Here is a 23,040-nt window from a genome sequence, read left to right on the forward strand (position 1 = left end):
AATTGACTTCGATTACAAAGACGGATCAAGACACCCCGACAGGATCGCTGACCCCATGACGCGCCATCTGCTGCGCCAGCAGCGAGGGTCGCTCCTCATGGGCCAGATGCCCCAGCCCTGGCAACCGCAACAGGCTCGACCCAAGCACACGGGTCTGCACCCTCAAGGCCTCGGAGAGGGGCACCATGCGATCCCGGTCACCAACAATCTGCGCCAGATCCACCGGCAACTGCGGCAGATCCTCTGCCAGGGGTTGCAGATCCCAGTGATTCATCATCTTCAGCACCCCCGCCACATGCCCGGGATGGCGCATCAGGCGCCCGTAAAACTCGGTACCGCGCGGGTCCACCGTGGAGCCGGTGCCGCGTAACAAATCCTCCACCGCGCGCCGATCGGTAGCCCGCCAGGCCACCATCTGGGGCAGCATGGGCATCATGGACAGCAGTCGTGCCACATTGGAAAACATCAGGGTGACGGCCCCCGGGAAGGGCAACATCACGCCATTGAGACTCATCAAGGTGCCCGGCCGGGCCCAGCCGTCCAGACACAGGCGCGCGCCCACGGCCGCCCCCGCAGAATGTCCCACAACCAAAGCAGGTCGTTCATCCAGGGCCTTCAGCAACCGCCCCAGGGCACAGGCCATACCGGGCAACGTGAAGGGGGCAGGATCATCATCCAGGGGGCGGGAGAAACCGTGCCCCGGCAGGTCCACAGCGACCACGGTATACTCACGGGCCAGCAAGGGCATCACATCCCGCCAACTATGGGTGCCGGCACCGGTGCCATGAATCAAAAGCACGCAGGGCCCTTTGCCCATATGCTGCACATGCCAGCGCACCCCGCCAGCGGTCACGAAGCGGCTGGACTGGCGGTTGGGCCAATCCTTGCCCTCCCGCTCCCAGTCGGGCCATTGGCTCGTGGCGATCATGGCTTCAACACTGCGATCAACTGCTACTGGCCGTCTGGACTGCGCTGGACAGGGTGGCCGCATCGGCATGAGGCAATGGCAGATATTGCGCCTGCATCGCCATGGCCAACTCCTGGGCACTGCGCTGGGGCCGTGGTGAGGTATCCACCAGGATGATCTTGAATTGCTCCGCCGCCAGCTCCTTGGCCGCCCCGAGGGCATCCTCCGTCGCCTTGGTGCGTCCCTGACTGCCGTCCCGGGCAATATTGGCCCGACCGTCGGTCAGGAACACGGCCACGGGGGTTTCACCACGCCGCTTGACCGACTCGGCCAGTTCCCGCACCGCATCGATGGCAGACGCCAGTGGCGTGCCTCCGCCGCCGGGCAAACCCGCCAGGCTGCGTTTGGCGCGCACCAGTGAACGCGTGGGCGGCAGGAGCAGATCAGCCTCCGTGCCCCTGAAGGCAATCAAGCCCACCCGGTCACGACGGATATAGCAGTCCGCCAGCAGCAATTCCACGGCACCCTTGGCCTCGGCAAGTCGATGCAGCGCAGCCGAACCCGAGGCGTCCACCGCAAAGATGGTGGTGGTCTCGGTGCGCTGCTTGAAACGGGTGATGCGGAAGTCATCCCGGCGTACATGCACCCGCAGGCTCTTGGTAGAACTGCCATCGGCCAGGGCCTGTGCCCGCCGCAGTGGCTGCCAGGGGGCAGCGGCACGCAGGGTTTCAATCACATTCAATCGGGCGCCGGCCCGCAATTCCCCGCGGCGGGTGCCGATGGGACGACCACGGCGGTTACCCTGCTGCAGCGCACCGGCCTTGCCGGCGGCAGAAGAACGGGAACGGGCACCCAACCCGGCTTGCAACTGTGCCAGCAAGCCCGCCGGCAACGAGGCCTTGGCGGCTTCCAGCACACGATCCTCCAGGGGCTTGTCCAGTTCTGCCGGGTCCTGATCTTCCTGGTTCTCCTGGTTCTGCTCCTCCTCCGGTGGCTCCTCCGGCGGTGGCGGCTCCTGCTCCTCGGGCATGTCGTCCTCGGAGGGTGGCAACATGGTGGCCCGGGGGGCCAGCACCAGGCGTGCAGCCAGGGCCGCATCCTCTTCCGATACCTGTTCCCGACCGTCCAGCGCTGCGGCCGCGCGGGCTGCGCGCAGGGCCAGGAACGGCACCCGCAGGGAGGCGATGCCCAGGGCCCGGGCCGTGCCACACAGGGCCTCCAGAATCTTGTCGCTCACTTCTACAGTGGGCAGGAATTCCCGGGCCCGGCTCACGTCTTCGCTGGTCCACAGGGGCTCGTCCATATCGCGCACGGCGATGGGAATCAGGTTCATATGGAAGGCGAGCCGGTCCATCAGGACATCGGGCACCTGCTCTTCCTCGGACATCCCCTCATCCAAAGCCACCACCCCGAACCGGGTGGGTACACGCATTCCCAGCCCATCCCGCTCCAGGACCACCTCATGGGCATCCATCACCGCCGCCACCCGGCCGGCCGTGGACGAGGTCAGCCGCTCTGCCATGGCCATGACCGCCACACCGCCGTCACATTCAGCCAGCAGGCCTCGTTCAGCAATGGGTTTTCCCGCCTTGAGCGTGGCGGCCAGATCCAGACCACCCAGCAGGCGGCCATCGGCGATATGCAGGGGCAGACGCCGCATGGGCGCCTTGTCGGGCAACAACTGTCGCAGCTGTTCCAGCCAGCGGTCACGCACCGGACCGGCATGGGCACGCACCGCCACGCCGCCGCAACCTGCGGGATCCACGGCAAACAGACCGCCGGCGATGCTGGCCAATGCCCACGGCGTGAGTTCGGGGGCCATGGTTTCGGTCATGCGCCGAACAGCTCCTCGATGGCACGCCCCACACGCACGGAGGAACCGGCGTCATCCAGCGGGTTACGGCGCAGGCGATGCCGCAGGGCCGGCGGTGCCACGCGCTTGAGATGCTCATCGGTCACCTCCTTGTCACCCTCGAAGGCTGCCAGTCCGCGAGCGGCACGGATCAGGGTGAGTTCACCGCGCAGACCGTCGGTCCCCAGGGCCAGGCAAAGCTGGGCAGCCCGCTCCAGGGCGGCATCGGGCACCACCACCTCCGGCAGGAGGTCACGGCCGGCCGTGATTCTCTTGCGCAGTTCCGCATCTTCCTTCTCGAAGCGCTTGGTGAAGCCCTCAGGATCCTTTTCGAAGGCGTCACGACGCCGCACCACCTCGATACGGGTGGGCAGATCCTCGGGGGTGCTGATCTCCACGGAGAGCCCGAAGCGATCCAGCAACTGCGGACGCAGTTCACCCTCTTCCGGGTTCCCACTGCCGATGAGCACGAACTTGGCGGGATGGCGCACACTCAGCCCTTCACGCTCCACCACGTTCTCGCCGGAGGCGGCCACATCCAGCAGCAGGTCCACCAGATGGTCTTCCAACAGGTTGACCTCATCAATGTACAGGAAGCCTCGGTGGGCACGGGCCAGCAGGCCCGGCTCGAAGGCCTTCTCCCCCTGCGTGAGGGCTCGTTCCAGATCCAGGGCACCCACGACGCGGTCCTCGGTCACACCCAGCGGCATATCCACCACGGGAACCGGCACCTGGCGGGTCTTGGGTTTATCCTTGGCATCGGGCCCATCACAAACCTTGCACAGACCCGCCTGCTTACCCGGAGCACAACCATAGGGACAGTTGACCACCGCCTCCATGGGCGGCAACAGGGCTGCCAGGGCGCGTACCGTGGTGGATTTGCCGGTACCCCGATCCCCGAACACCAGCACTCCGCCGATACTCGGATCAATGGCGGAGATAAGGATGGCGAGCTTCATCTCGTCCTGCGCGACAATCGCCGAAAACGGAAACGTCAAAGCCATAGTCTGTTTGTTCTGCCTTAGGTAGCGGCCGTGCACGGAAACACCCATGCCTCTGCCGGTTTTGAGGTGCGATGCGGGGGCGATCTTAACAGACCCTCCCGGCGGTGCGTACCGAGCATACCCCTGCGCCGCAGCGTAAAGCCGGTAATGTTCCCCCAAACGACGTAAAAAAACAAAGGCAACTCCCGCCGCGCCGGTGGCAAATCACAACCAACTTGACGGGGGTCAGGGGCTTCCCTCCTCTATTCCTCTTCCAGATCGCCCCAGCGCAGGCGCAGGCGCATCATGCCACCTCCGTAAGGGTCGGTCTCACCGGATAACATGCCATAGGGCAAAAACCCCAACTCGTAGAAGAACAGGGTGGCCGGCAAGTTGCGGGAGGAAACCCGGACATGCATCTCCCGGGAGCGATGATGCTCGAAGGCCCTTTGGACCAGATGACGCAGCACCCTCGCCCCCACGCCTCGCCCGCGATAGTCGGGGTGCACGATCAGGTGCCGCAAAAAACCGTACCCCCCGGGCTGCATCCTGCCCAGACCGCCAAAGGCGATCACCCGTCCCCGGTAGACACCGACGACGGTTTCCGAACACCGAGTGATGCAGTCCTGCAAGCCTGCATCATGCAGGGGCCGGGGAGCATCGGGGAAGGCCCAGACGACCTCCTCACCGCTGCATGGCAAGCGCCGCAAGGCCGTACTGTCCTCGACCGATGCGGCCCGCAAGTCAAGATATGCCGGGTGATACCACATCGGAATGCTTCATCTCTTTGTCCAAGGAACCCATTGATCTCTTCCCGCCATTGGCCATGGTAAACTCCACGCCATTTGAACCATGCCCGGTGGGAGCATGCACGCTGTCAGCCAGAATGTGGAACAGGCCTACCGCGAATGTCTGCGTCAGGCCCATGGCCATTACGAAAACTTCCCGGTGGCCTCGCGCCTGCTTCCAGCCCATCTGCGCAGGCCGGTCGCCGCGATCTACAGTTTTGCCCGCCGCGGAGACGACCTGGCGGACGAGGGTGAGCGCCCCGCCGAAGAACGCCTGCGGGCATTGGATGACCTGGCAAAACAGGTCGATGCCGCCGCCGCGGGTGAGCCGGATGACGACCCCACCTTCATCGCCCTGGCCCATGCCATCCGGACCTTCCACCTCCCCGTGGGGCTGTTCCATGATCTGCTCACCGCATTTCGTCAGGATGTGACCACTCACCGTTACGCCACCTTCGGCGATGTGGTCCAGTACTGCCGGTGCTCTGCCAACCCGGTGGGGCGACTGCTCCTGCACCTGAGCGGCCAGGCCGACCCCAGGCGCCTGGCGCTGTCCGACGCGGTTTGCACCAGCTTGCAACTCATCAACTTCTACCAGGACCTGGCCCAGGATTACCACGAAATGGGGCGCATCTACATACCGCAGGAGGAAATGCAGGCCTTCGGGGTCACCGAGGCCCATTTCCGCGATCGGATCACCGATGATGCCTTCCGAAAACTCATGTGCAAGCAGTTCCAGCGCGCCGATCAGTTGCTACGCAGCGGCGCACCACTGGGGGCCATGCTGCCCGGTCGCGTGGGACTGGAGATCCGCCTGATCATCGTGGCCGGCGCCCGGGTGGTCTGGCATCTGAAGCGCCAGCAGAAGGACCTGTTCTCCCGTCCACGCCTGGGCAGCCGGGATTACCTGGTCATCCTCCGGGACGGACTGCTGCACGGGCGCCTGCCCGTATAACAGGTATGGTAGTTTACGCATTCACCGCCCAAGCGAACCAGATCCATGACTCCCGATCAGTATTGCCAGGAAAAGGCCGCCGCTAGCGGATCCAGCTTCTACTACAGCTTTTTGTTCCTGCCGCCGGAACGCCGCCGGGCCATCACCGCGCTCTACGCCTTCTGCCGGGAGGTGGATGATGTGGTGGACGAATGCCAGGATCCGGCCGTGGCCCGGGCCAAGCTGGACTGGTGGCGGGATCAGGTATCGGAAACCTTCGGCGGCCAGCCGTCCCATCCGGTTTGCCAGGCCCTGCAACCCTGCATTGAGCGCTTCAACCTCCCGGAGGAGCACTTCCGGGAGATCATTGACGGCATGCAGATGGACCTGGAATTCGACGCCTACCCCACCTTCACCGAACTGTCGCTTTATTGCTACCGCGTCGCCTCGGTGGTGGGGCTCATGTCTGCCGAGATCTTCGGCTACGAGGACCGCAAGACCGCCCGCTACGCCCACGATCTGGGCATGGCCTTCCAGCTGACCAACATCCTGCGTGATGTACTGGAAGACGCCCGCCGTGGCCGCATCTATATCCCGCTGGACGAACTGGAGCGCTTTGGCGTTCAGCCCGCGGACCTGCAACGACCTCAGACCTCGGAGCGGCTGCGGAGCCTGTTTGCCTTCCAGGCCGACCGGGCACGCGACTATTACCGGCGCGCCTTCGAGCACCTGCCCGAGACCGACCGCCATGCCCAGCGCAGCGGCATCATCATGGCCGCCATCTACCGCACCCTGCTGGACGAGATCGCCGCCGACGGTTACCGGGTACTGGAACAGCGTGTCCGGCTGACGCCCGTGCGCAAGCTCTGGATTGCCTGGCGGACCGCGCGGCGGGAAAAACGTCTTCACCGCAAGGCCATGAAGGGATGACCCAGCACGACATCTGCATCGTCGGTGGCGGCTGGGCCGGACTCTCCGCCGCCGTACGCCTCACCGAGGCGGGACACCAGGTCACCGTGCTGGAGGCCGCCCGACGCCTGGGTGGGCGCGCGCGTCGCGTGGATATGGACGGCATGCCCCTGGACAATGGCCAGCATTTGCTGCTGGGCGCCTATGAGCACACCCTCAGGCTGATGAAGGCGCTGGGCATGGAAGAGTCCCGCGCCTTCGTGCGCCTGCCCCTGGACCTGAACATGCGCGAGGCCGGCTCCCCGGGAATCGGCCTGGCCAGCTTCTATTTGCCCGCGCCCCTGCACCTCCTGGCCGGACTGCTCAGCGCCCGTGGCATGCAGGGGCGTGACCGGCTGCGCGCCCTCCCCGGCCTGGCCCGACTGATGCGCTGGCAGCAGGCCGAGGACATCTCCGTCAGCCGCCTGCTGCACGAACACGGACAGCCGGACGCCCTGGTACGCGGTCTGTGGGAACCCCTATGCCTGGCCACCCTGAATACCCCGCCCACGGAGGCCTCGGCCCGGCTGTTCTGCGCGGTGCTGCGCGGCGCGTTCTCGGGTCACCGCAGTCATGCGGATCTGCTGATTCCCAGGGTGAGCCTGGGCGATTGCCTGCCGGAGCCCGCCCGCCAGTGGATCGAGGAGCGTGGCGGAACACTCCGCACGGGCGCGCATGTGCGGGGCATCACCGCAACAAGCACGGGTTTCACTCTCGCCCTGCGTGATGGCCAGACGCTGGACGCCCGTCAGGTGGTCCTGGCCACAGCACACCCTGCCGCCGTCCGCCTGCTCAAGCCTCTGTCCGGCCTGACGGATATCACCCAGGGTCTCGAGGATCTGGGAACCGAACCCATCTGCACCGTTTATCTGCAGTATCCCGAATCGGTGCGTCTGCAGACGCCCTTTTTCGGCATGCTGGGCACCACTGGCCAATGGACCTTCGACCGCCGCGTCACGGGCCAGCCCGGACTGATGGCCGTGGTTGTCTCGGCTTCGGGGCCGCACATGCGAATGGACAACCAGGCACTGGCGGCCCAGGTGCGGGCAGAATTGCACATGCTGTTCCCGGACTGGCCTTTTCCGGAAAAAAGCTGGGTGATCCGTGAAAAGCAGGCCACCTTCCGGGCCAGCGTGGACTGCGACCGGCTGCGCCCGGGCAACGCCACGCCACAACCGGGCCTGTGGCTGGCCGGTGACTACACCGATACCGGCCTGCCCGCAACACTCGAGGGGGCCGTGATCAGTGGTTTACAATGCGCCCAGGCCATCCTTCAACAGACCCCAGCCACAACGGAAGCGCAATGATCCCGCAACAACTTCTCCACTACACCCCCGCATCGGACCTGTTCAAGGATCGGGTGATCCTGGTCACCGGCGCCACCGGGGGCATCGGTCGTGCCCTGTCCCTGGCACTGGCCAGGCACGGTGCCACCGTGGTGCTGCTGGACAAGGTGATCAAGTCACTGGAAAAGGTGTACGACGAGATCGAGGCCGAGGGCGGCCCGCAGCCGGGCATTTACCCCATGAACCTGGAAGGCGCCACCGCCAAGGACTACCAGGACCTGGCCGATAATCTGGGAAACGAGTTCGGGAGACTGGACGGCCTGGTGCACAACGCCGGCTGGGTGGGCGCTCTGACCCCATTGAAGTTATATGACCTGGAAATGTGGGCCCGCGTCATCACGGTGAACCTGCACGCCCCCTTCCTGCTGACCCAGGCCACTCTCCCACTGCTGGAAAAGGCGCCAGACCCGGCCATTGTCTTCTCCACTCAGGACTGCCAACGCGCCTACTGGGGCGCCTTCGGCGTGGCCAAGGCCGGCCAGCGCGGATTACTGGACATCCTGGCAGCCGAGTACCAGGGGGCCCGACGCATCCGGGTGAACGGCGTGGATACCGGCCCGGTGCAGAGCCAGTTGCGGGCCGACCATTACCCCGGAGAGGATCCCAGCCAACACCCTGAACCGGCGGAGGTGATCGGACCCTATCTGTATCTCCTGGGCCCGGATGCCGGGGAGACGACCGGGCAGAACCTCAAGCTGGCCTGACAGGGGGTGTATGGGACTCTGCCGCCCCTGATGCCCAAGCCTTTCTCCCCCTGGGGGGAGAAGGTGGCCCGGAGGAGACAGCGCCCCGGGGTTGTCCTATACTCCCACTTAAAGATCCGGCTCTGACGAAAAACCTTGGCGGCGGCGCCATTGGAAATGCGCATCGGAACAGCATTCGACGGTATGGAAATCAATCACAGGCGGGCAGCATGCTGCCGATGAGAGGGGCTACCCGGGCCCTACTGTTTTGCCTGCTTGTTTGCCTACCCGCCCACACGGTCGCGGACACCCCTTCCGAGTACCAGCTCAAGGCGGCCTTTCTCTATAACTTTGCTCTTTTCACCGAGTGGCCAGAACACGTCGGTGATACCCTGAATCTGTGCGTGTACGGCAGTGACCCGTTCGGCGACGACCTCCTCAAACTCGAGGAACGATCGGTGGGGACTCGCCGACTGAGCGTTCATTTAACACCCACGCTGACCGAGTTAAGCAACTGCGAATTGGTGTTCATCAGCCGTGCTGCCATCGGTCAGCTGCCGCAGATCCTCGGGACAGTACAGGGTTCACCGGTATTGACGGTGGCCGACTCGCCCAGCGCCATGCGCCGCGGGGTGGCGATCAACATGATCACCCAGCACAACCGTATCGCCTTTGAGGCCAACCTGACCGCGGCGCGCGCCCAGGGCCTGAATCTCAGTTCAAGATTGCTTCGCCTGGCGGAGGAGGTGGAGCAATGACCGCCACCGCTCCCGGCAGTGATCAACCCCTCTCCCTCGCGGACCGGCTGCGGCGTATCAATGGCACGGCATTGGTGATCTCGGTCACCATCATGGCGATCATCACCATTCTCGGGGGACTGACCGTCAACCTGCTCAGCATGGTGGATGCCAACCGGGTGAAGACCAGAGTCCTGGCAGACAACGCCGCAGCGAGCTTGCTGTTCGATGACAAGAAGGCCGCCGGGGATCTGCTTGCCTCCCTGCGTCACTCCCCCGATGTACAGGCTGCGGTCATCCACGACCGCCATGGTGAGCCCTTCGCCCACTATGAATCGGCACCCGGCATTCGTGTTCATCATGTGGGGCATTTTCAGGAAGAGACCCGCTACGGCCTGACTGCGGTCAGGCTGACCCAACCCATCACGCTACAAGATGACACCCTGGGGACCATTCAAACCGTCATCGGACTGCGATCGCTCTACATTCAGATGGTGGTGCTGATCCTGATCACGGCGGCGGCCGCCGCACTGGCCCTGCTCACCAGCCGGATTCTGATGGCACGCCTGGTCGCCCGCGTGATCCAGCCGGTCTCGGCCCTGACTGCACTGATGAAGCGTGTCACGCAAGCTGCCGACCTGGGTGTGCGTGCCAGCAACAGCGACATCCTTGAAATCCGGACACTTGCACAGGGCTTTAACGGCATGCTGGAAGAAATCCAGGAAAGGGATCGACGCCTGGGCTTGCAAAAGGTGCGCCTGGAGGAAGAAGTATCCACCCGAACCGCCGAGTTGCTGCAAGCCAAGGAGGCCGCAGAAGCCGCCAACCAGGCCAAGAGCGAGTTTCTGGCCAATATGAGCCACGAGATCCGGACCCCAATGAATGGAGTGCTGGGCATGAACGAGTTGCTGCTGCACAGCCCCCTGGACTCCAGACAGCGCCAATATGCGGAAACGGCCCTCGAGACCAGCCGACACCTGCTGAGCATCATTGACGATATCCTGGACTTCTCCAAGGCGGAGTCTGGCCATATGCATCTGGAGTCGGTGGACTTTGATCTGGTGGCGCTGGTCCATGGCTGCGTCCAATTATTCCAGGAACCTGCCGCCAGAAAGGGCCTGAACCTGTCCACGGAATTCTGTCCCGCAGATAAAGCATTCTGGTTTCGGGGCGACCCCCTCAGGCTCCGCCAGGTATTGACCAATCTACTGAGCAATGCGATCAAGTTTACCCATCAAGGCAGCATCCACGTGTGTGCCACGATCAAGGTCAGGCCAGACCAGAAGGGGTCCATTCACCTGCAGGTCAAGGATACCGGCATCGGGATTGCGCCTCAGGCCAGGGATCTCATATTCGAGCGTTTCGCTCAGGCAGACGGCTCAACGACCCGGCGCTACGGAGGGACCGGCCTGGGGCTGGCGATCTGCAGGCGTCTGGTGGAACTGATGGGAGGCAGCATCCATGTGGATAGCACTCCTGGACAAGGGTCGATTTTATGCGTCCATCTGGAGCTACCGCTGGGTGCCTGCCCCACCGATACGCAAGACACGCCCGAGGAAACCCGATCAGGGCAGGATATCAACGGGACCTGGAGACTGGATGGATGTATCCTTCTGGTTGAGGACAATCCGGTCAACCAACTGGTTGCCCGTGCCATGCTGGAGCAGCTGGGGCTCCGGGTCAGCATGGCCAATGACGGAAAGGAGGCATTGTCCATGCTGACGGCAAACGCGGTGGATTTGATCCTGATGGACTGTCGCATGCCGATCATGGACGGCTATCAGGCAACCGAGGCGATACGCGAAGGTCGCGTGCCAGGCCGCGACAAGACCCCCATCATCGCGCTGACGGCCAATGCTTCCAAAGAGGAACAGGATCGATGCCTGGCGGTCGGCATGCAGGCCTGTCTGCCAAAGCCTTACACCATCGAGCAATTCTACACCCTGCTGCGCCAATGGCTTCCTGCCACCCCCCTCCCCCACACCCACGCGGCGTCCTCTGCCCAGGAATGCAAACCCGATGACCGTGCCATGCTGCATCCGCAGGATCTCGATAAGCTGAAAGCTCTGAGCCCGGGCCAGGACCTTCTGACAAGAGTATTTCAGGCCTTTCTGGACACCACTCCCCCGCTGATCCAGAAGATTGACAAGGCTTTGACAACGGGCGATATGGAAGGCCTGCGCAGCGCCAGCCACGCCCTGAAATCCAGCTCCGGTAACGTGGGGGCCAGGCAACTCTCCGAGATCTGCCGGCAACTGGAGATTTGCGCGCGTGAGAATCGCATGCGTGATACCGATAGTCTGTCCACATCATTCCAGCAGGTATCACGCGCAACCCTCAATGAAATCCGCGAACGGATCAAGGCGGCCCCATGAACGAGCCTGTAAGGATTCTGCTGGCTGACGACGATGTAACCGCGCTCATGCTGATGACCGCTGCCCTGGAGGCGGCAGATTTCATGGCGATCAGAGCCGAGGATGGTGAACAGACACTGGCATGTTTCGCCCAAACACCTTGCGACATGGTGCTGCTGGATGTGGACATGCCCGGCATGGATGGTTTCGAGACCTGCCGACGCCTGCGCCACCTGGCCGGTGACGAACTGCCCATCGTCATGGTCACCGGCATGGATGATGTGGACTCCATTGCCCGTGCCTTCGAGGCTGGCGCCACCGACTTCATCTCCAAACCCATCCACTGGAACCTCATCGGACACCGGATCAAGTACCTGTGGCGCACACATCTCACCCGACTTGATCTGCAACGGGCCAATGCTCGCAATGCCGCCATCCTGAGTGCGCTACCGGATACCCTCCTCCGGCTCAGTGATGACGGCACCGTGCTGGACCGACTGGCAGGGCACCATGATCAGGCCCACCCCGGACCCGGAGCCAGTCTGCAGGACAGCCTGCCCGAGGAGGTTTCCCGGGCTTATACGGAAGCCATACAACAGGCGCGTTCAGCCGGCGAGCTGCAGGATATTGAATACTCGCTTCAGGAGGTGGACGGGCCCGTTCGCTACTTTGAGACCCGTATCGTGATCATCGACGATCAGGAAACACTCTGCCTTATTCGAGACATCACACGACGCAAGGAAGCCGACGATGAAATACACCGACTGGCCTATTACGACACGCTGACGGGGTTGGCGAATCGCCAGCATCTCGTGGATCGCCTGGAGGGTGAAATCCGTCGCGCCCAAGGCAGTGCCCGTCAGCTGGGCGTGCTGTTCCTGGACCTGGATGGCTTCAAACAGATCAACGACACGCTGGGCCACGCCACGGGGGATGTCTTGCTGCAGCATGCCTCCCACCGCCTGCGACTGGGTGTGCGTCCCACGGATACGGTCTCCCGCCCCTCGATTCAGCATCAGAACATCAGTCTGGCCCGCCTTGGAGGGGATGAATTCACCGTCATCATTCCAGACATGAACCATCCCGAAGATGCCCTGGCGGCAGCCCACCGGATACAGGAACTCATGCGACAGCCATTCTTCATTGCAGATCGGGAGATGGTCGTCACCGCCAGTATCGGCATTGCCGTGTTTCCCGATGATGGGGAAGATGCAGACACACTGCTCAAACATGCCGACACGGCCATGTACCATGCCAAATTCCTGGGGCGCAACAATGCTCAGTTTTACAGCCCCTCGCTCACCCATGAGGCCATGCGGCGTCTGAACATGGAGAGTGACCTGCGCCGCGCCCTGGAATCACAGGAGTTTTTCCTCGTCTATCAACCCCAGGTGGACCTGCAGACCGGGAAAATCCACTCCGTCGAAGCCCTGATCCGCTGGATGCACCCGCAGCAGGGGTTGATATCCCCCGTGGAGTTCATCCCCCTGGCCGAAGCCAATGGGCTGATCGTCCCCATTGGCGAGTGGGTCTTGCGCATGGCCTGCCAGGACGCCGCTCGCTGGCAGGCCATGGGCTTGCCGCTGGAGATGGCAGTCAACCTCTCCCCGGTGCAATTCAGAAACGGCAGCCTGACGCGCAAGGTGCGGGACATCCTTGAGGACACCGGCCTGGGTGCCGAATTCCTTGAACTGGAGATCACGGAAACCATACTCATGGACGAGAGCATCACCACACTGCAAACCCTGCATGAACTGCAGGAACTGGGGGTCAAATTCTCTCTCGATGATTTCGGCACCGGCTACTCATCCATGAGCTACCTGACACGGCTGCCTTTGAACAACCTCAAGGTGGACCGCAGCTTCGTCAGTGGACTACCCCATGATCCCGGCAGCCTGGCGATCATAAGAGCCATTATTTCCTTGAGTGAAAGCATGGGCTTCACGGTCACCGCAGAGGGAGTGGAAAACCTGGAGCAGGTGAAGATCCTGATGCAGCAGTCCTGTCATACTCTCCAGGGGTATTACTTCAGCAAGCCGGTTTCGGCAGACCAGATCCCAGCCTTGCTTGGCCAGGGCTGGGATTTTGATCGTCTCTCATAACATCATGAGTGCCCATGTCATGGACAGGTTCGCAGCCCACAGACGCATCCCCGTCATTTCCTGTCTTCTGATCATCTTCTGTGGTGCCAGTGCCCACGCGCAGGACTCGGACATTGAGCGTTTTCTTGAACTGTCTCTGGAAGACCTGCTCCAGCAGGAGGTGATCTCCGCCAGCCGTGGCGCCCAGCCCCTGTCCGATGTGGCCGCCGCCGTGCACGTCATCACCGCTGAGGACATCCGGCGATCGGGGGCCCGCTCCCTGCCGGAGGCCCTGCGCCTGGCTCCGGGTGTGGATGTGGCCCGTATCAGCGCGGATCGCTGGGCAGTCTCCATCCGCAGTCATACGGAATACCTCTCCAACAAACTCATGGTGCTGGTGGATGGGCGCAGCGCCTACAGCCCCAACTTTTCCGGTGTACTCTGGAATACGCTACCGATCCCCCTGGCGAACATCGAGCGCATCGAAGTCATCCGGGGGCCGGGGGGAGCCGTCTGGGGTGTGAACGCGGTCAATGGTGTCATCAACATCATCACCCGCTCATCCCACACCACCCATGGCACGCTGGTCAGCGCCGGGTATGGTGATGATGTCGGCCCGTTCAGCCTGGTGAGACAGGGAGGCAGCCTGGGAGAAGACAGCAGCTTCAACGTGTATGTGCAAAACACTGGCCAGCGTGATTCCCTCAAGGAATCCGGCGATGATCACCGCGACCAAGCCAATCACCTGTCGGCCGGGTTTCGCATGGATGGAGACGAGACGGCGGGCCGATGGATGGTGTCCGGCAATCTCTATAGAACGGAGTCGGATGGGATCGGTGTTGTCAGGGATCCTTTCCAGCCTCCTCCCCTGTACCGACGGGTGGAAAACATCACCGACCGTTTCTCTGGCGCTGATCTACAAACCAGCATGACCCGGAAGACTTCGGAGCGCTCTGAAATCAGACTCAATGCCTCCTGGAGTTACTCCGATCTGGAAGCAACCATGCTGGCGGATCAACAGCAGCATATCGTTGATCTGGAATTACAGCAGCGTATCGGTTTTTCGGGCCAGCACACGCTCACCTGGGGTGCCGGATATCGCTGGTATCAGGACAGCATCTCCGACGGCCTGACCACTCGCATCGAGCAGTCCAGGGAAACCCTGCACATTGCCAGCCTGTTTGCTCAGGATGAGATTGAACTGACCGAGGGGCTGAGACTGACGCTTGGCGGCAGACTGGATCACAATAGCTACACCAGCAGCGAAATCCAGCCCACCATCCGCATACTGTGGAACATGACGCCCCAACACAGCCTGTGGAGTTCACTCTCCCAGGCCAAACGCATTCCTTCACGGGGGGAACGCACAGCAGACTACATCCTGACGGTGGCACCACCCGGCGTGGTCTCGTTTGACTCACCGCTGGATGACTCAGTGGCCGGCCTGCCGATACAGGGTGAGGTTCGCGGTAACGATCGTTTTGGGTCGGAACGCCTGACGGCGTTCGAGGCAGGTTACCGGGGGCAGCTCTCCCCCGAAGTCTATCTGGACGTGACCGCCTTCATGCATCGTTACGACAATCTCAGAACGGCCACGGTGATCACCGATCCCGACGATCTCCTGATCAGTGAAGATCGTCAATACCTGATCGCCCCCAATGATTTCATCAATACCGGCGAACTCACCGTAACGGGTGTGGAGCTTTCAGGCGACTGGAGGCCCACGGAGAGGCTGCGTTTCCAGCTCGCCTACAGCTTCAATGACACGGGTGAATTCACGGGAGGGGATCAGCTGTTTTCCAGCTTCATCCCCAGGCACATCACCTCGTTGCGCAGTTCATGGAGCCTCAATCACCACACGGATCTGGACATGTGGGTCAGGCACGTGGACTCGCGTGACCGACCCTTCCTCACCCCGCTGGATGACTATACCACCATGGATCTCAGGGTGGCCTGGCGACCGGACAGCGCGATAGAGCTGGCCCTGGTGGCGCAGAACCTGCTGGATTCCGAACGAACCGAGTATTTTTCCGTGACCCCAACGTTCCAGCCAGCCCAGACGCGTCGGGGTGTTTACGGGCAGATCAGGCTCAGCTTCTGACCAAACCCAACGCCGTCGGCACTCAGGGGGAACGGGTGGGGGCGGGTGGGAACCGGTTCAGCCCCTGCCCCGTCGGACACTCCTCCAGCAGCACGCAGTCATTGCAACGGGGGCGGGGCCGGCACACGTCCTTGCCATGGATCACGATCACCGCATGCAACTCATTGAGCATCGGCACATCATCACCGATCACGGCTTCCACCGAGGCCCTCAGACTCTCGTAAGGCTCATCGCCGTCGGCCATGCCCAGCCGTGAGAACAGTCGTCGGGTGTAGGCATCCACCACGAACACCGGACGCTCAAAGGCGTACAGCAGGATGTCATCGGCGGTTTCCGGCCCCACCCCGTTCACCGACAGCAGCTTGGTACGCAGCATGCCGGTATTCCAGGCGCTCAGGACCGCCTCACCGCCCTGCTCCAGGTACCACTGACAAAAGGACCGCAGGCGCTTGGACTTCACATTGAAATAGCCGGAAGGGCGGATCAGTACCCCCAGCTCTTCGGGTGGTAACGCCAGGATCCGCTCAGGCGTAAGCACCTCGGCCCTTTTGAGGTTGGCGATGGCCTGTTCCACGTTACTCCAGGCGGTGTTCTGGGTGAGGATGGCACCCACCATCACCTCGAACCCGCTGTCGCCAGGCCACCAGTCCAGGGGGCCGTGGTGCTCGGAGAGACGATCAAACACCTGTTTCAGGCGCTGCGCATTCACTGCCTTGGGAGACGGCGGGTGCCGGGCGGGCGGGCGATCCGCGCGGGTTTACGGGGGCGCTTCCATTTCAGGTCCAGTTCCGAGTACAGGCGTTTCATCTCGTCCGGCGCCAGCTCCCGCCAGCGCCCCGAACGCAGACCCTGATCCAGTTCCACCGGCCCATAGCGCACCCGGATGAGGCGACTCACCGTCACCCCTTGAGATTCCCACAACCGGCGCACTTCCCGGTTGCGCCCCTCACGCAGGACCACGTGATACCAGTGATTGGCGCCGGTGCCGCCGGCCTCGCGGATTTCATCGAAACGGGCTTCACCGTCATCCAGGGTGACCCCCTCCTGGAGGCGCTGGATCACGGCCGGATCCACCTCACCCAGCACCCGCACGGCGTATTCCCTTTCCATCTGACGGGAGGGATGCATCATGCGGTTGGCCAGCTCCCCGTCCGTGGTGAACAGCAGCAGGCCCGAGGTATTGATGTCGAGCCGGCCCACGCTGATCCAGCGGCCCTTGCGCAGCCTGGGCAGGTGATCGAATACGGTGACCCGTCCTTCCGGGTCGGACCGCGTGCTCACCTCCCCCTCGGGCTTGTGGTAGGCCAGCACCCGCAGATCCGGCGACTCCACGGTGACCGGGCGACCCTGGATGGCGATCTCGTCATCGGGCCCTGCCTGATCGCCCACCTTGGCCACCTTGCCATTGACGGTGATCCAGCCCTGGGCAATCCAGCGCTCCACTTCGCGGCGCGAGCCCAGGCCCGCCTGGGCGAGCAGTTTGTGGAGGCGTTCGGTCATGAAGGATTCCGTGGATAGACAGTCAGTGGATGGAAGGTGAAACCGGGGAGACACTGACAGTGCTCCCCATGGGCTGAGTAGTATGAGGCAAGCCGCAGGTCTTTTCGAGACCGGCCATCTCACCCCAGCAGGAGCGGCGAGCACACCTACCCTACCCCCCTGATAACGGATCCAGGTCCTTCAACTCCGCCAATGTGGGCAGCTCATCCAGCGACTTGAGGTTGAAATAATCCAGAAACCCGCGGGTGGTCCCGAACAGCGCCGGGCGCCCGGGCAGCTCCTTGTGCCCCACCACGCGAATCCACTCCCGCTCGGTGAGCGTGCGAATGATGTGGGAGCTCACCGCCACCCCTCGCACTTCCTCGATCTCCGCGCGGGTGATGGGCTGCCGGTAAGCGATCAGGGCCAGGGTTTCCAGCAGCGCCCGGCCGTAACGGGGAGGTTTCTCCTCCCATAGCCGGGACACCCACGGGGCCAGCTCCTCATCCACCTGGAAACGGTAACCGCTGCCCACCTCCTTGAGGTGATAGCCGCGATCCCGACAGGACTCGGCAATCTCCCTGAGGGCCTCACGGATGCTGGCCCGCTCGGGCCGGGTGGCATCGGCCTCGAACAGCCGTTCCAGCTCTTCAACGGACAGGGGGCGTTGCGCCGCCATCAGGGCGCCTTCCAGAATGCGTTGCAGTCGTTCGGGTGTCATGTGTTCGGCTGTGTGTCGCCGGCATCATCCCAGCCGGGATTGGGGCCCGCCGGGCGCAGGTAGATGGGCGCATACACCTCAGCCTGCACCCACTCCACCAGATGCCCCTTGATCAATTCCAGGATGGCGAGAAAGGTGACCACCACCCCCCGTCGCCCCTCCTCCACGGTGAACAGGGCGCAGAACTCCACATGACCCCGCTCACCCAGGGAGGCCAGCACCCGGCTCATGCGCTCGCGCACCGAGAGTGGTTCCCGCTGGATCTGGTGGTGGCTGAACATATCGGCCCGCCCCAGTACCTCACGAAAGGCCTGTAGCAACTCGTCCAGGCCCACGTCCGGCAGGGGCTTTTCATGATGCATGGGAGGCGGTTCCATGGCGGCCATGAAGATATCCCGCTCCAGGCGCGCCAGGTCGTCCAGATCCTCAGCCGCCTGCTTGAAACGCTCATACTCCTGCAGACGACGCACCAGGGCCGCGCGGGGATCCTCCTCGTCCTCCACCTCGGCAGCACGTGGCAGCAGCATGCGGGATTTGATCTCCGCCAGTACCGCTGCCATCACCAGGTATTCCGCCGCCAGCTCCAGACGCAGTTCCTGCATGAGCTCGATGTACTTCATGTACTGCCGGGTGATCTCGGCGATGGGGATATCCAGTACATCCAGGTTCTGGCGGCGGATCAGATACAGCAGCAGATCCAGCGGACCCTCGAAGGTCTCAAGAAAGACCTCCAGGGCGTCCGGCGGGATATACAGATCCTTGGGCGTGAGGGTCAGCGGCTCGCCACGGACCCGGGCTGTGACCGCCTCCCCCTCCCCTGCGCCCTCGTGCGCAGGCGAAGGGACGGACAAGCCATCGTTCATCGGTAGGCCAGCCCCATGGCGCGCCGGACCTCTTCCAGGGTATCCCGGGCAATGTCGCGAGCGGCTTCGCAGCCCTCTGCCACCACGGAGCGCACCAGGTTGGGATCGGACTCATAGTCCCGGGCACGGGCCTGCATGGGGCCCAGTTCGGCCAGCACCCCATCCACCACCGGCTGCTTGCACTCAAGGCAGCCGATACCGGCCGAGCGACAGCCCTCCTGCACCCAGTTGTGTACGTCTTCGGTGGTGTACACCTGATGCAGCTGCCATACGGGGCATTTGTCGGGATCACCCGGATCGGTGCGACGCACGCGGGCCGGGTCGGTGGGCATGGTGCGGATCTTCTTTTCCACATCCGCCGGCTCGTCGCGCAGGGAGATGGTGTTGCCGTAGGACTTGGACATTTTCTGCCCATCCAGCCCGGGCATCTTGGAGGCCTTGGTGAGCAGCGGCTGGGGCTCGGGGAGAATGATGCGACCACCCCCTTCCAGATACCCGAACAGGCGCTCCCGATCCCCCAGAGAGATGTTCTGCTGAGTCTCCAGCAGGGCGCGAGCCACATCCAGGGCCTCGTCCTCGCCCTTCTCCTGGTAGCGCCGGCGCAGATCCCGGTACATGCGGGCGTTCTTCTTGCCCATCTTGTCCACCGCCGCCTCGGCCTTGTCCTCAAAGCCGGGCTCGCAGCCGTAGAGGTGATTGAAGCGCCGGGCCACCTCGCGGGTTACCTCCAGGTGAGACACCTGATCCTCGCCCACCGGCACAAGACCGGCCTTGTAGATGAGCACATCGGCACTTTGCAGCAAGGGATAACCCAGGAACCCATAGGTGGCCAGGTCCAGCTCCTTGAGCTTCTCCTGCTGATCCTTGTAGGTGGGCACCCGCTCCAGCCAGCCCAGAGGCGTGATCATGGAAAGCAGCAAGTGCAACTCCGCATGCTCCGGCACGCGGGACTGAATGAAGATCCGCGAGGAACCCGGGCTGACCCCGGCCGCCAGCCAGTCCACCACCATCTCCCATACGCTCTCACCGAGCACGCGCGGGTCTTCGTAATGAGTGGTCAGGGCGTGCCAGTCGGCAACGAAATACAGGCACTCGTAGGAGTGCTGCAGTTCAACCCAGTTTTTGAGAACGCCGTGATAATGGCCCAGGTGCAGCCGGCCCGTGGGACGCATGCCCGACAGGACGCGCTGATTTTGTGTCGGCAGGGAACTCAAGTGGACTCCTCACACATGATGTTGGATAAACGAATCGGTTAACGCCAGGATGGCAGGGCAAACACGGTCTGGAGCAGGTCCACGAAGAAACCGTAAACCGGGAACAGGATGGCCCCCAGAATGCCCGTAAACAGAAGAATCAGGATGATCACCAGCCCGTAAGGCTCCAGGCGCTCATAGCGAGCCGCCACCCGGGGCGGCAGAAAACCGGCTACCACGCGCCCTCCATCCAGCGGTGGCAGGGGCAGCATATTGAGCACCATGAGCAGGATATTGATGGTGATCCCCGCAATGCCCATGTAGAACAGTGGCGTGGCCACCCAGTCCACGGTGCCCTGCAGCAGCACGGAAAGCTTGATCATCAGGGCCCAGAAGATGGCCATGAGCAGATTGGCGGTGGGCCCGGCCACGGCCACGATGGCCATGTCGCGCTGTGGATTCCTGAGATTGTTGGTATTCACCGGCACGGGCTTGGCCCAGCCGAAGACAAACGGCGGCGCCGGGGTGAGCGCAGTGAACAGCAACAGACCAATGGGCACCAGCACGGTCCCCACCGGGTCGATGTGCTTCAAGGGGTTGGCCGTGAGCCGGCCCAGCATCTTGGCCGTGGGGTCGCCCAGCTGCTTGGCCACCAGGCCATGAGAGGCCTCGTGCAGGGTGATGGCAAAGAGTACCGGCAGGGCCCAGATGGCGATGATCTGCAAGATGCCGTCCATGGGGCCCTATTCCTCAAGACCCGGGGGTACTTCACCCCGGCCGCGCCGCATGAGCCGGGGTACATCCCCCTCGAGATCGATCACCGTGGTGGGCTCCAGGCTGCAGGCGCCAGCGTCGATCACCAGATCCACCAGCGGCATCATGCGTTCACGGATCTCGAAGGTGTCGGACATGGGATGATCATCGCCCGGCAGTTCCAGGGTGCTGCTCATCAGGGGTTGTCCCACCGCCTCCAGCAACGCCTGGGAGATGGGATGATCGGGGATACGCAGCCCCACGGTCTTGCGTTTGGGGTGCTGCAGGCGTCTGGGCACCTCGTGGGTGGCCTTGAGCAGGAAGGCATAAGGTCCCGGCGTGAGTGCCTTGAGCAGCCGGTAGGCACTGTTGTCCACCTTGGCATACACCGAGATCTCCGAGAGATCGCGACATACCAGGGTGAGGTGATACTGATCATCCAGTTGGCGAATGCGGCGAATACGTTCCATCCCCGCCTTGTTGCCCATGGCACACCCCAGGGCATAGCAGGAATCGGTGGGGTAGACGATGACGCCACCCTCCAGCACCACGTCCGCCGCCTGCTTGATCAGGCGCGCCTGGGGGTCTACCGGATGGATCTCGATCACGCGACTCATGCTGTCTCCCTGAGCGGTCGGAAGTTGAACCCGCAAGTTTATCAGACCCAGCGGCCATCGCCCGAATGGTTTCTCCCGGCTTGAATGTCATCACATACCGCCAGAGCTTTTCCCCGTGGGAATTGTATCCCATGGGAGCCACAACACCCTGTGGGAGCGGCCCTTGGCCGCGAAGGCTTCGCTGGGCCGCGGCACCCTGGGTTCAGGGCATCGGGGTGAACCTCGGTGGGGCCGTGCCTCCGTCCGCGGGACGCCGTGAATACATCCCTGTAGGCTTGACCGTCGCATCCATGCGACGAACACCCGCTCCCGGAGACACGACCCCACCGAGGTCCGGACACTGTTGAGGCTTTCGGATGCCATTCGCGGCCAGGGGCCGCTCCCACAGGATGCGCTGGGCTTCGGATACTGCCGGGTCTTGCTGGCGTGGCGGGCGCTGTATTCCATGGACTGGGTGGGTTACCCTTCCCGACGTTTATCCGTTGCCCGCCAGGAGGTGCTTGATGCTCTACGCCATCATCAGTCAGGACGTGGAAGACAGTCTGGAAAAACGCCGCTCGGCCCGCCCTGCCCATCTGGAGCGCCTGCAGACCCTGCAGGATGGCGGTCGTCTCGTGCTGGCCGGCCCCTATCCGGCCATCGACAGCGCCGATCCGGGTCCCGCGGGCTTCACCGGCAGCCTGGTGGTGGCCGAATTCGACTCTCTGGACGCCGCTCAGGCCTGGGCCGATACCGACCCCTACGTGGCCGCAGGCGTGTATGCCCAGGTCACCGTCAAGCCCTTCAAGAAGGTCTTTCCCTGAACGCTGAGCAGGATCATTCCAAGGACATTCATTCCATGACCCGATTCAAGTCTCTCCCGCTGCTGGCCGCCGTGATCCTCGCCCTGGGCGCCTGCTCATCGGAACCGTCGCCAGACCAGCGCGCTGACCACAGTGACGCCATGGCCGTGGTCAATGACATCCCCATCACCGATCGGGACCTCACCGATTTCCTGCAACTCCGGCAGATGTCCGGGCATCATCACGGAGAATTGCAATCGCCGGAGTCGGCCCTGGATGAGATGGTGAACATGGAGTTGCTGCGCCAGGAAGCTCTTGAAAAGGGTCTGCATGAGGACCCGGAGATCCTTCGCCAACTGGAGCGTACCCGCACCAATCTGCTGGTCAACACACTGGTGGAGCGCTACCTGGAGGAACAGGATTTCTCCGAGGCAGAACTGCGGGCCGAGTATGACCGACAGATCGCGGCTCTGGACGCCCGGGAATATCGGGCCCGGCATATCCTGGTCGACAGCGAGGAAGAGGCCCGGGTGCTGATCGAGGCCCTGGATCAGGGGGATTCGTTCCCGGATCTGGCCCGGGAATATTCCCAGGACACCTCTGCCGAGGCCGGTGGCGACCTGGGCTGGTTCCGCCTGGACATGATGGTACCGGAGTTCTCCGAAGCGCTGGCCTCACTGGAGGCCGGTGAATACTCCGACTCACCGGTGGAATCCCAGTTCGGCTGGCATGTGATCCTGCATGAGGAAAACCGCGAACTGACCCTGCCCACCTTCGAGGCATCCCGGGATCGCCTGGAACAGATCCTGGCCACCGAGGCACTGCAGGGCTACGTGGACGATTTGCGCGAACGGGCGACCATCGAGATTCACGAAGATCGGGTGCGGTAAATCAGGGGCGCGTTTGTGGAGCCCCCCA

At 63.1% G+C, this 23,040-nt stretch carries 21 protein-coding genes; 10 read left to right on the forward strand and 11 right to left on the reverse strand.

What is annotated here, in order from left to right:
• Positions 1-25: 25 nt before the first annotated feature.
• The 4 genes from bchO to ECTOBSL9_RS15285 form a co-directional block, all read right to left on the reverse strand.
• Positions 26-928, reverse strand: a complete 903-nt coding sequence (gene bchO / locus ECTOBSL9_RS15270) for an alpha/beta fold hydrolase BchO (RefSeq protein WP_063465769.1) — start codon at positions 926-928, stop codon at positions 26-28.
• 16 nt (positions 929-944) lie between these two features.
• Positions 945-2,741 carry a magnesium chelatase subunit D gene (locus ECTOBSL9_RS15275; RefSeq protein ID WP_063465770.1) on the reverse strand — a complete coding sequence of 599 codons (1,797 nt, stop codon included), beginning with the start codon at positions 2,739-2,741 and terminating at the stop codon, positions 945-947.
• Positions 2,738-3,763, reverse strand: a complete 1,026-nt coding sequence (gene bchI / locus ECTOBSL9_RS15280) for a magnesium chelatase ATPase subunit I (RefSeq protein WP_063465771.1) — start codon at positions 3,761-3,763, stop codon at positions 2,738-2,740. Before bchI ends, ECTOBSL9_RS15275 begins: the two co-directional genes overlap by 4 nt.
• 242 nt (positions 3,764-4,005) lie before the next feature.
• Positions 4,006-4,452 carry a GNAT family N-acetyltransferase gene (locus ECTOBSL9_RS15285; protein WP_168161580.1) on the reverse strand — a complete coding sequence of 149 codons (447 nt, stop codon included), beginning with the start codon at positions 4,450-4,452 and terminating at the stop codon, positions 4,006-4,008.
• 157 nt (positions 4,453-4,609) lie between these two features.
• Between ECTOBSL9_RS15285 and hpnC the strand changes: the two genes are divergently transcribed.
• The 8 genes from hpnC (at position 4,610) to ECTOBSL9_RS15325 (ending at position 15,714) form a co-directional block, all read left to right on the forward strand.
• On the forward strand, positions 4,610-5,485 hold the full coding sequence (gene hpnC / locus ECTOBSL9_RS15290) for a squalene synthase HpnC (RefSeq protein ID WP_063465773.1): 876 nt from the start codon (positions 4,610-4,612) through the stop codon (positions 5,483-5,485).
• Between the two features lie 45 nt (positions 5,486-5,530).
• Positions 5,531-6,394 (forward strand): presqualene diphosphate synthase HpnD, encoded by an 864-nt coding sequence (gene hpnD, locus ECTOBSL9_RS15295; protein WP_063465774.1) that lies wholly within the window; start codon positions 5,531-5,533, stop codon positions 6,392-6,394.
• The gene (gene hpnE / locus ECTOBSL9_RS15300; RefSeq protein ID WP_063465775.1) at positions 6,391-7,719 is read left to right on the forward strand and encodes a hydroxysqualene dehydroxylase HpnE; all 1,329 of its coding nucleotides are present in this window, start codon (positions 6,391-6,393) and stop codon (positions 7,717-7,719) included. The genes hpnD and hpnE overlap by 4 nt, the downstream gene beginning before the upstream one ends.
• Complete coding sequence (locus ECTOBSL9_RS15305) at positions 7,716-8,462, forward strand: SDR family NAD(P)-dependent oxidoreductase (protein WP_063465776.1); 747 nt, start codon at positions 7,716-7,718, stop codon at positions 8,460-8,462. Before hpnE ends, ECTOBSL9_RS15305 begins: the two co-directional genes overlap by 4 nt.
• Positions 8,463-8,671: 209 nt before the next feature.
• The gene (locus ECTOBSL9_RS15310) at positions 8,672-9,199 is read left to right on the forward strand and encodes a YfiR family protein (RefSeq protein WP_063465777.1); all 528 of its coding nucleotides are present in this window, start codon (positions 8,672-8,674) and stop codon (positions 9,197-9,199) included.
• Positions 9,196-11,553: a hybrid sensor histidine kinase/response regulator gene (locus ECTOBSL9_RS15315; protein WP_063465778.1), complete on the forward strand. Its 2,358-nt coding sequence runs from the start codon at positions 9,196-9,198 to the stop codon at positions 11,551-11,553. The genes ECTOBSL9_RS15310 and ECTOBSL9_RS15315 overlap by 4 nt, the downstream gene beginning before the upstream one ends.
• Positions 11,550-13,634 (forward strand): bifunctional diguanylate cyclase/phosphodiesterase, encoded by a 2,085-nt coding sequence (locus ECTOBSL9_RS15320; protein ID WP_063465779.1) that lies wholly within the window; start codon positions 11,550-11,552, stop codon positions 13,632-13,634. Before ECTOBSL9_RS15315 ends, ECTOBSL9_RS15320 begins: the two co-directional genes overlap by 4 nt.
• 19 nt (positions 13,635-13,653) lie before the next feature.
• On the forward strand, positions 13,654-15,714 hold the full coding sequence (locus ECTOBSL9_RS15325; protein ID WP_168161581.1) for a TonB-dependent siderophore receptor: 2,061 nt from the start codon (positions 13,654-13,656) through the stop codon (positions 15,712-15,714).
• Positions 15,715-15,736: 22 nt separating this feature from the next.
• Here ECTOBSL9_RS15325 and ECTOBSL9_RS15330 read toward each other — a convergent pair whose 3' ends face one another.
• From ECTOBSL9_RS15330 to ECTOBSL9_RS15360, 7 genes are all read right to left on the reverse strand, one after another.
• Positions 15,737-16,423, reverse strand: a complete 687-nt coding sequence (locus tag ECTOBSL9_RS15330; protein WP_063465780.1) for an endonuclease III domain-containing protein — start codon at positions 16,421-16,423, stop codon at positions 15,737-15,739.
• Entirely contained in the window at positions 16,420-17,214 is a 795-nt protein-coding gene (rluB, locus tag ECTOBSL9_RS15335; RefSeq protein WP_063465781.1) for a 23S rRNA pseudouridine(2605) synthase RluB, read from the reverse strand. Before rluB ends, ECTOBSL9_RS15330 begins: the two co-directional genes overlap by 4 nt.
• Before the next feature lie 151 nt (positions 17,215-17,365).
• On the reverse strand, positions 17,366-17,914 hold the full coding sequence (gene scpB / locus ECTOBSL9_RS15340) for an SMC-Scp complex subunit ScpB (RefSeq protein ID WP_063465782.1): 549 nt from the start codon (positions 17,912-17,914) through the stop codon (positions 17,366-17,368).
• Positions 17,911-18,777: a ScpA family protein gene (locus tag ECTOBSL9_RS15345; protein ID WP_063465783.1), complete on the reverse strand. Its 867-nt coding sequence runs from the start codon at positions 18,775-18,777 to the stop codon at positions 17,911-17,913. The genes scpB and ECTOBSL9_RS15345 overlap by 4 nt, the downstream gene beginning before the upstream one ends.
• Complete coding sequence (locus ECTOBSL9_RS15350; RefSeq protein WP_063465784.1) at positions 18,774-19,991, reverse strand: tryptophan--tRNA ligase; 1,218 nt, start codon at positions 19,989-19,991, stop codon at positions 18,774-18,776. The genes ECTOBSL9_RS15345 and ECTOBSL9_RS15350 overlap by 4 nt, the downstream gene beginning before the upstream one ends.
• Before the next feature lie 38 nt (positions 19,992-20,029).
• Positions 20,030-20,707, reverse strand: a complete 678-nt coding sequence (locus ECTOBSL9_RS15355; protein WP_063465785.1) for a site-2 protease family protein — start codon at positions 20,705-20,707, stop codon at positions 20,030-20,032.
• A gap of 6 nt (positions 20,708-20,713) precedes the next feature.
• A complete protein-coding gene (locus tag ECTOBSL9_RS15360; RefSeq protein ID WP_205632055.1) occupies positions 20,714-21,331 on the reverse strand; it encodes an L-threonylcarbamoyladenylate synthase in 618 nt (205 codons plus the stop codon).
• A gap of 512 nt (positions 21,332-21,843) precedes the next feature.
• Between ECTOBSL9_RS15360 and ECTOBSL9_RS15365 the strand changes: the two genes are divergently transcribed.
• Complete coding sequence (locus ECTOBSL9_RS15365) at positions 21,844-22,143, forward strand: YciI family protein (protein ID WP_063465787.1); 300 nt, start codon at positions 21,844-21,846, stop codon at positions 22,141-22,143.
• A 35-nt stretch (positions 22,144-22,178) separates the two neighbouring features.
• On the forward strand, positions 22,179-23,012 hold the full coding sequence (locus ECTOBSL9_RS15370; protein ID WP_063465788.1) for a peptidylprolyl isomerase: 834 nt from the start codon (positions 22,179-22,181) through the stop codon (positions 23,010-23,012).
• Positions 23,013-23,040 lie beyond the last annotated feature (28 nt).

The sequence above is a fragment of the Ectothiorhodospira sp. BSL-9 genome, assembly GCF_001632845.1.
Classification (GTDB): domain Bacteria; phylum Pseudomonadota; class Gammaproteobacteria; order Ectothiorhodospirales; family Ectothiorhodospiraceae; genus Ectothiorhodospira.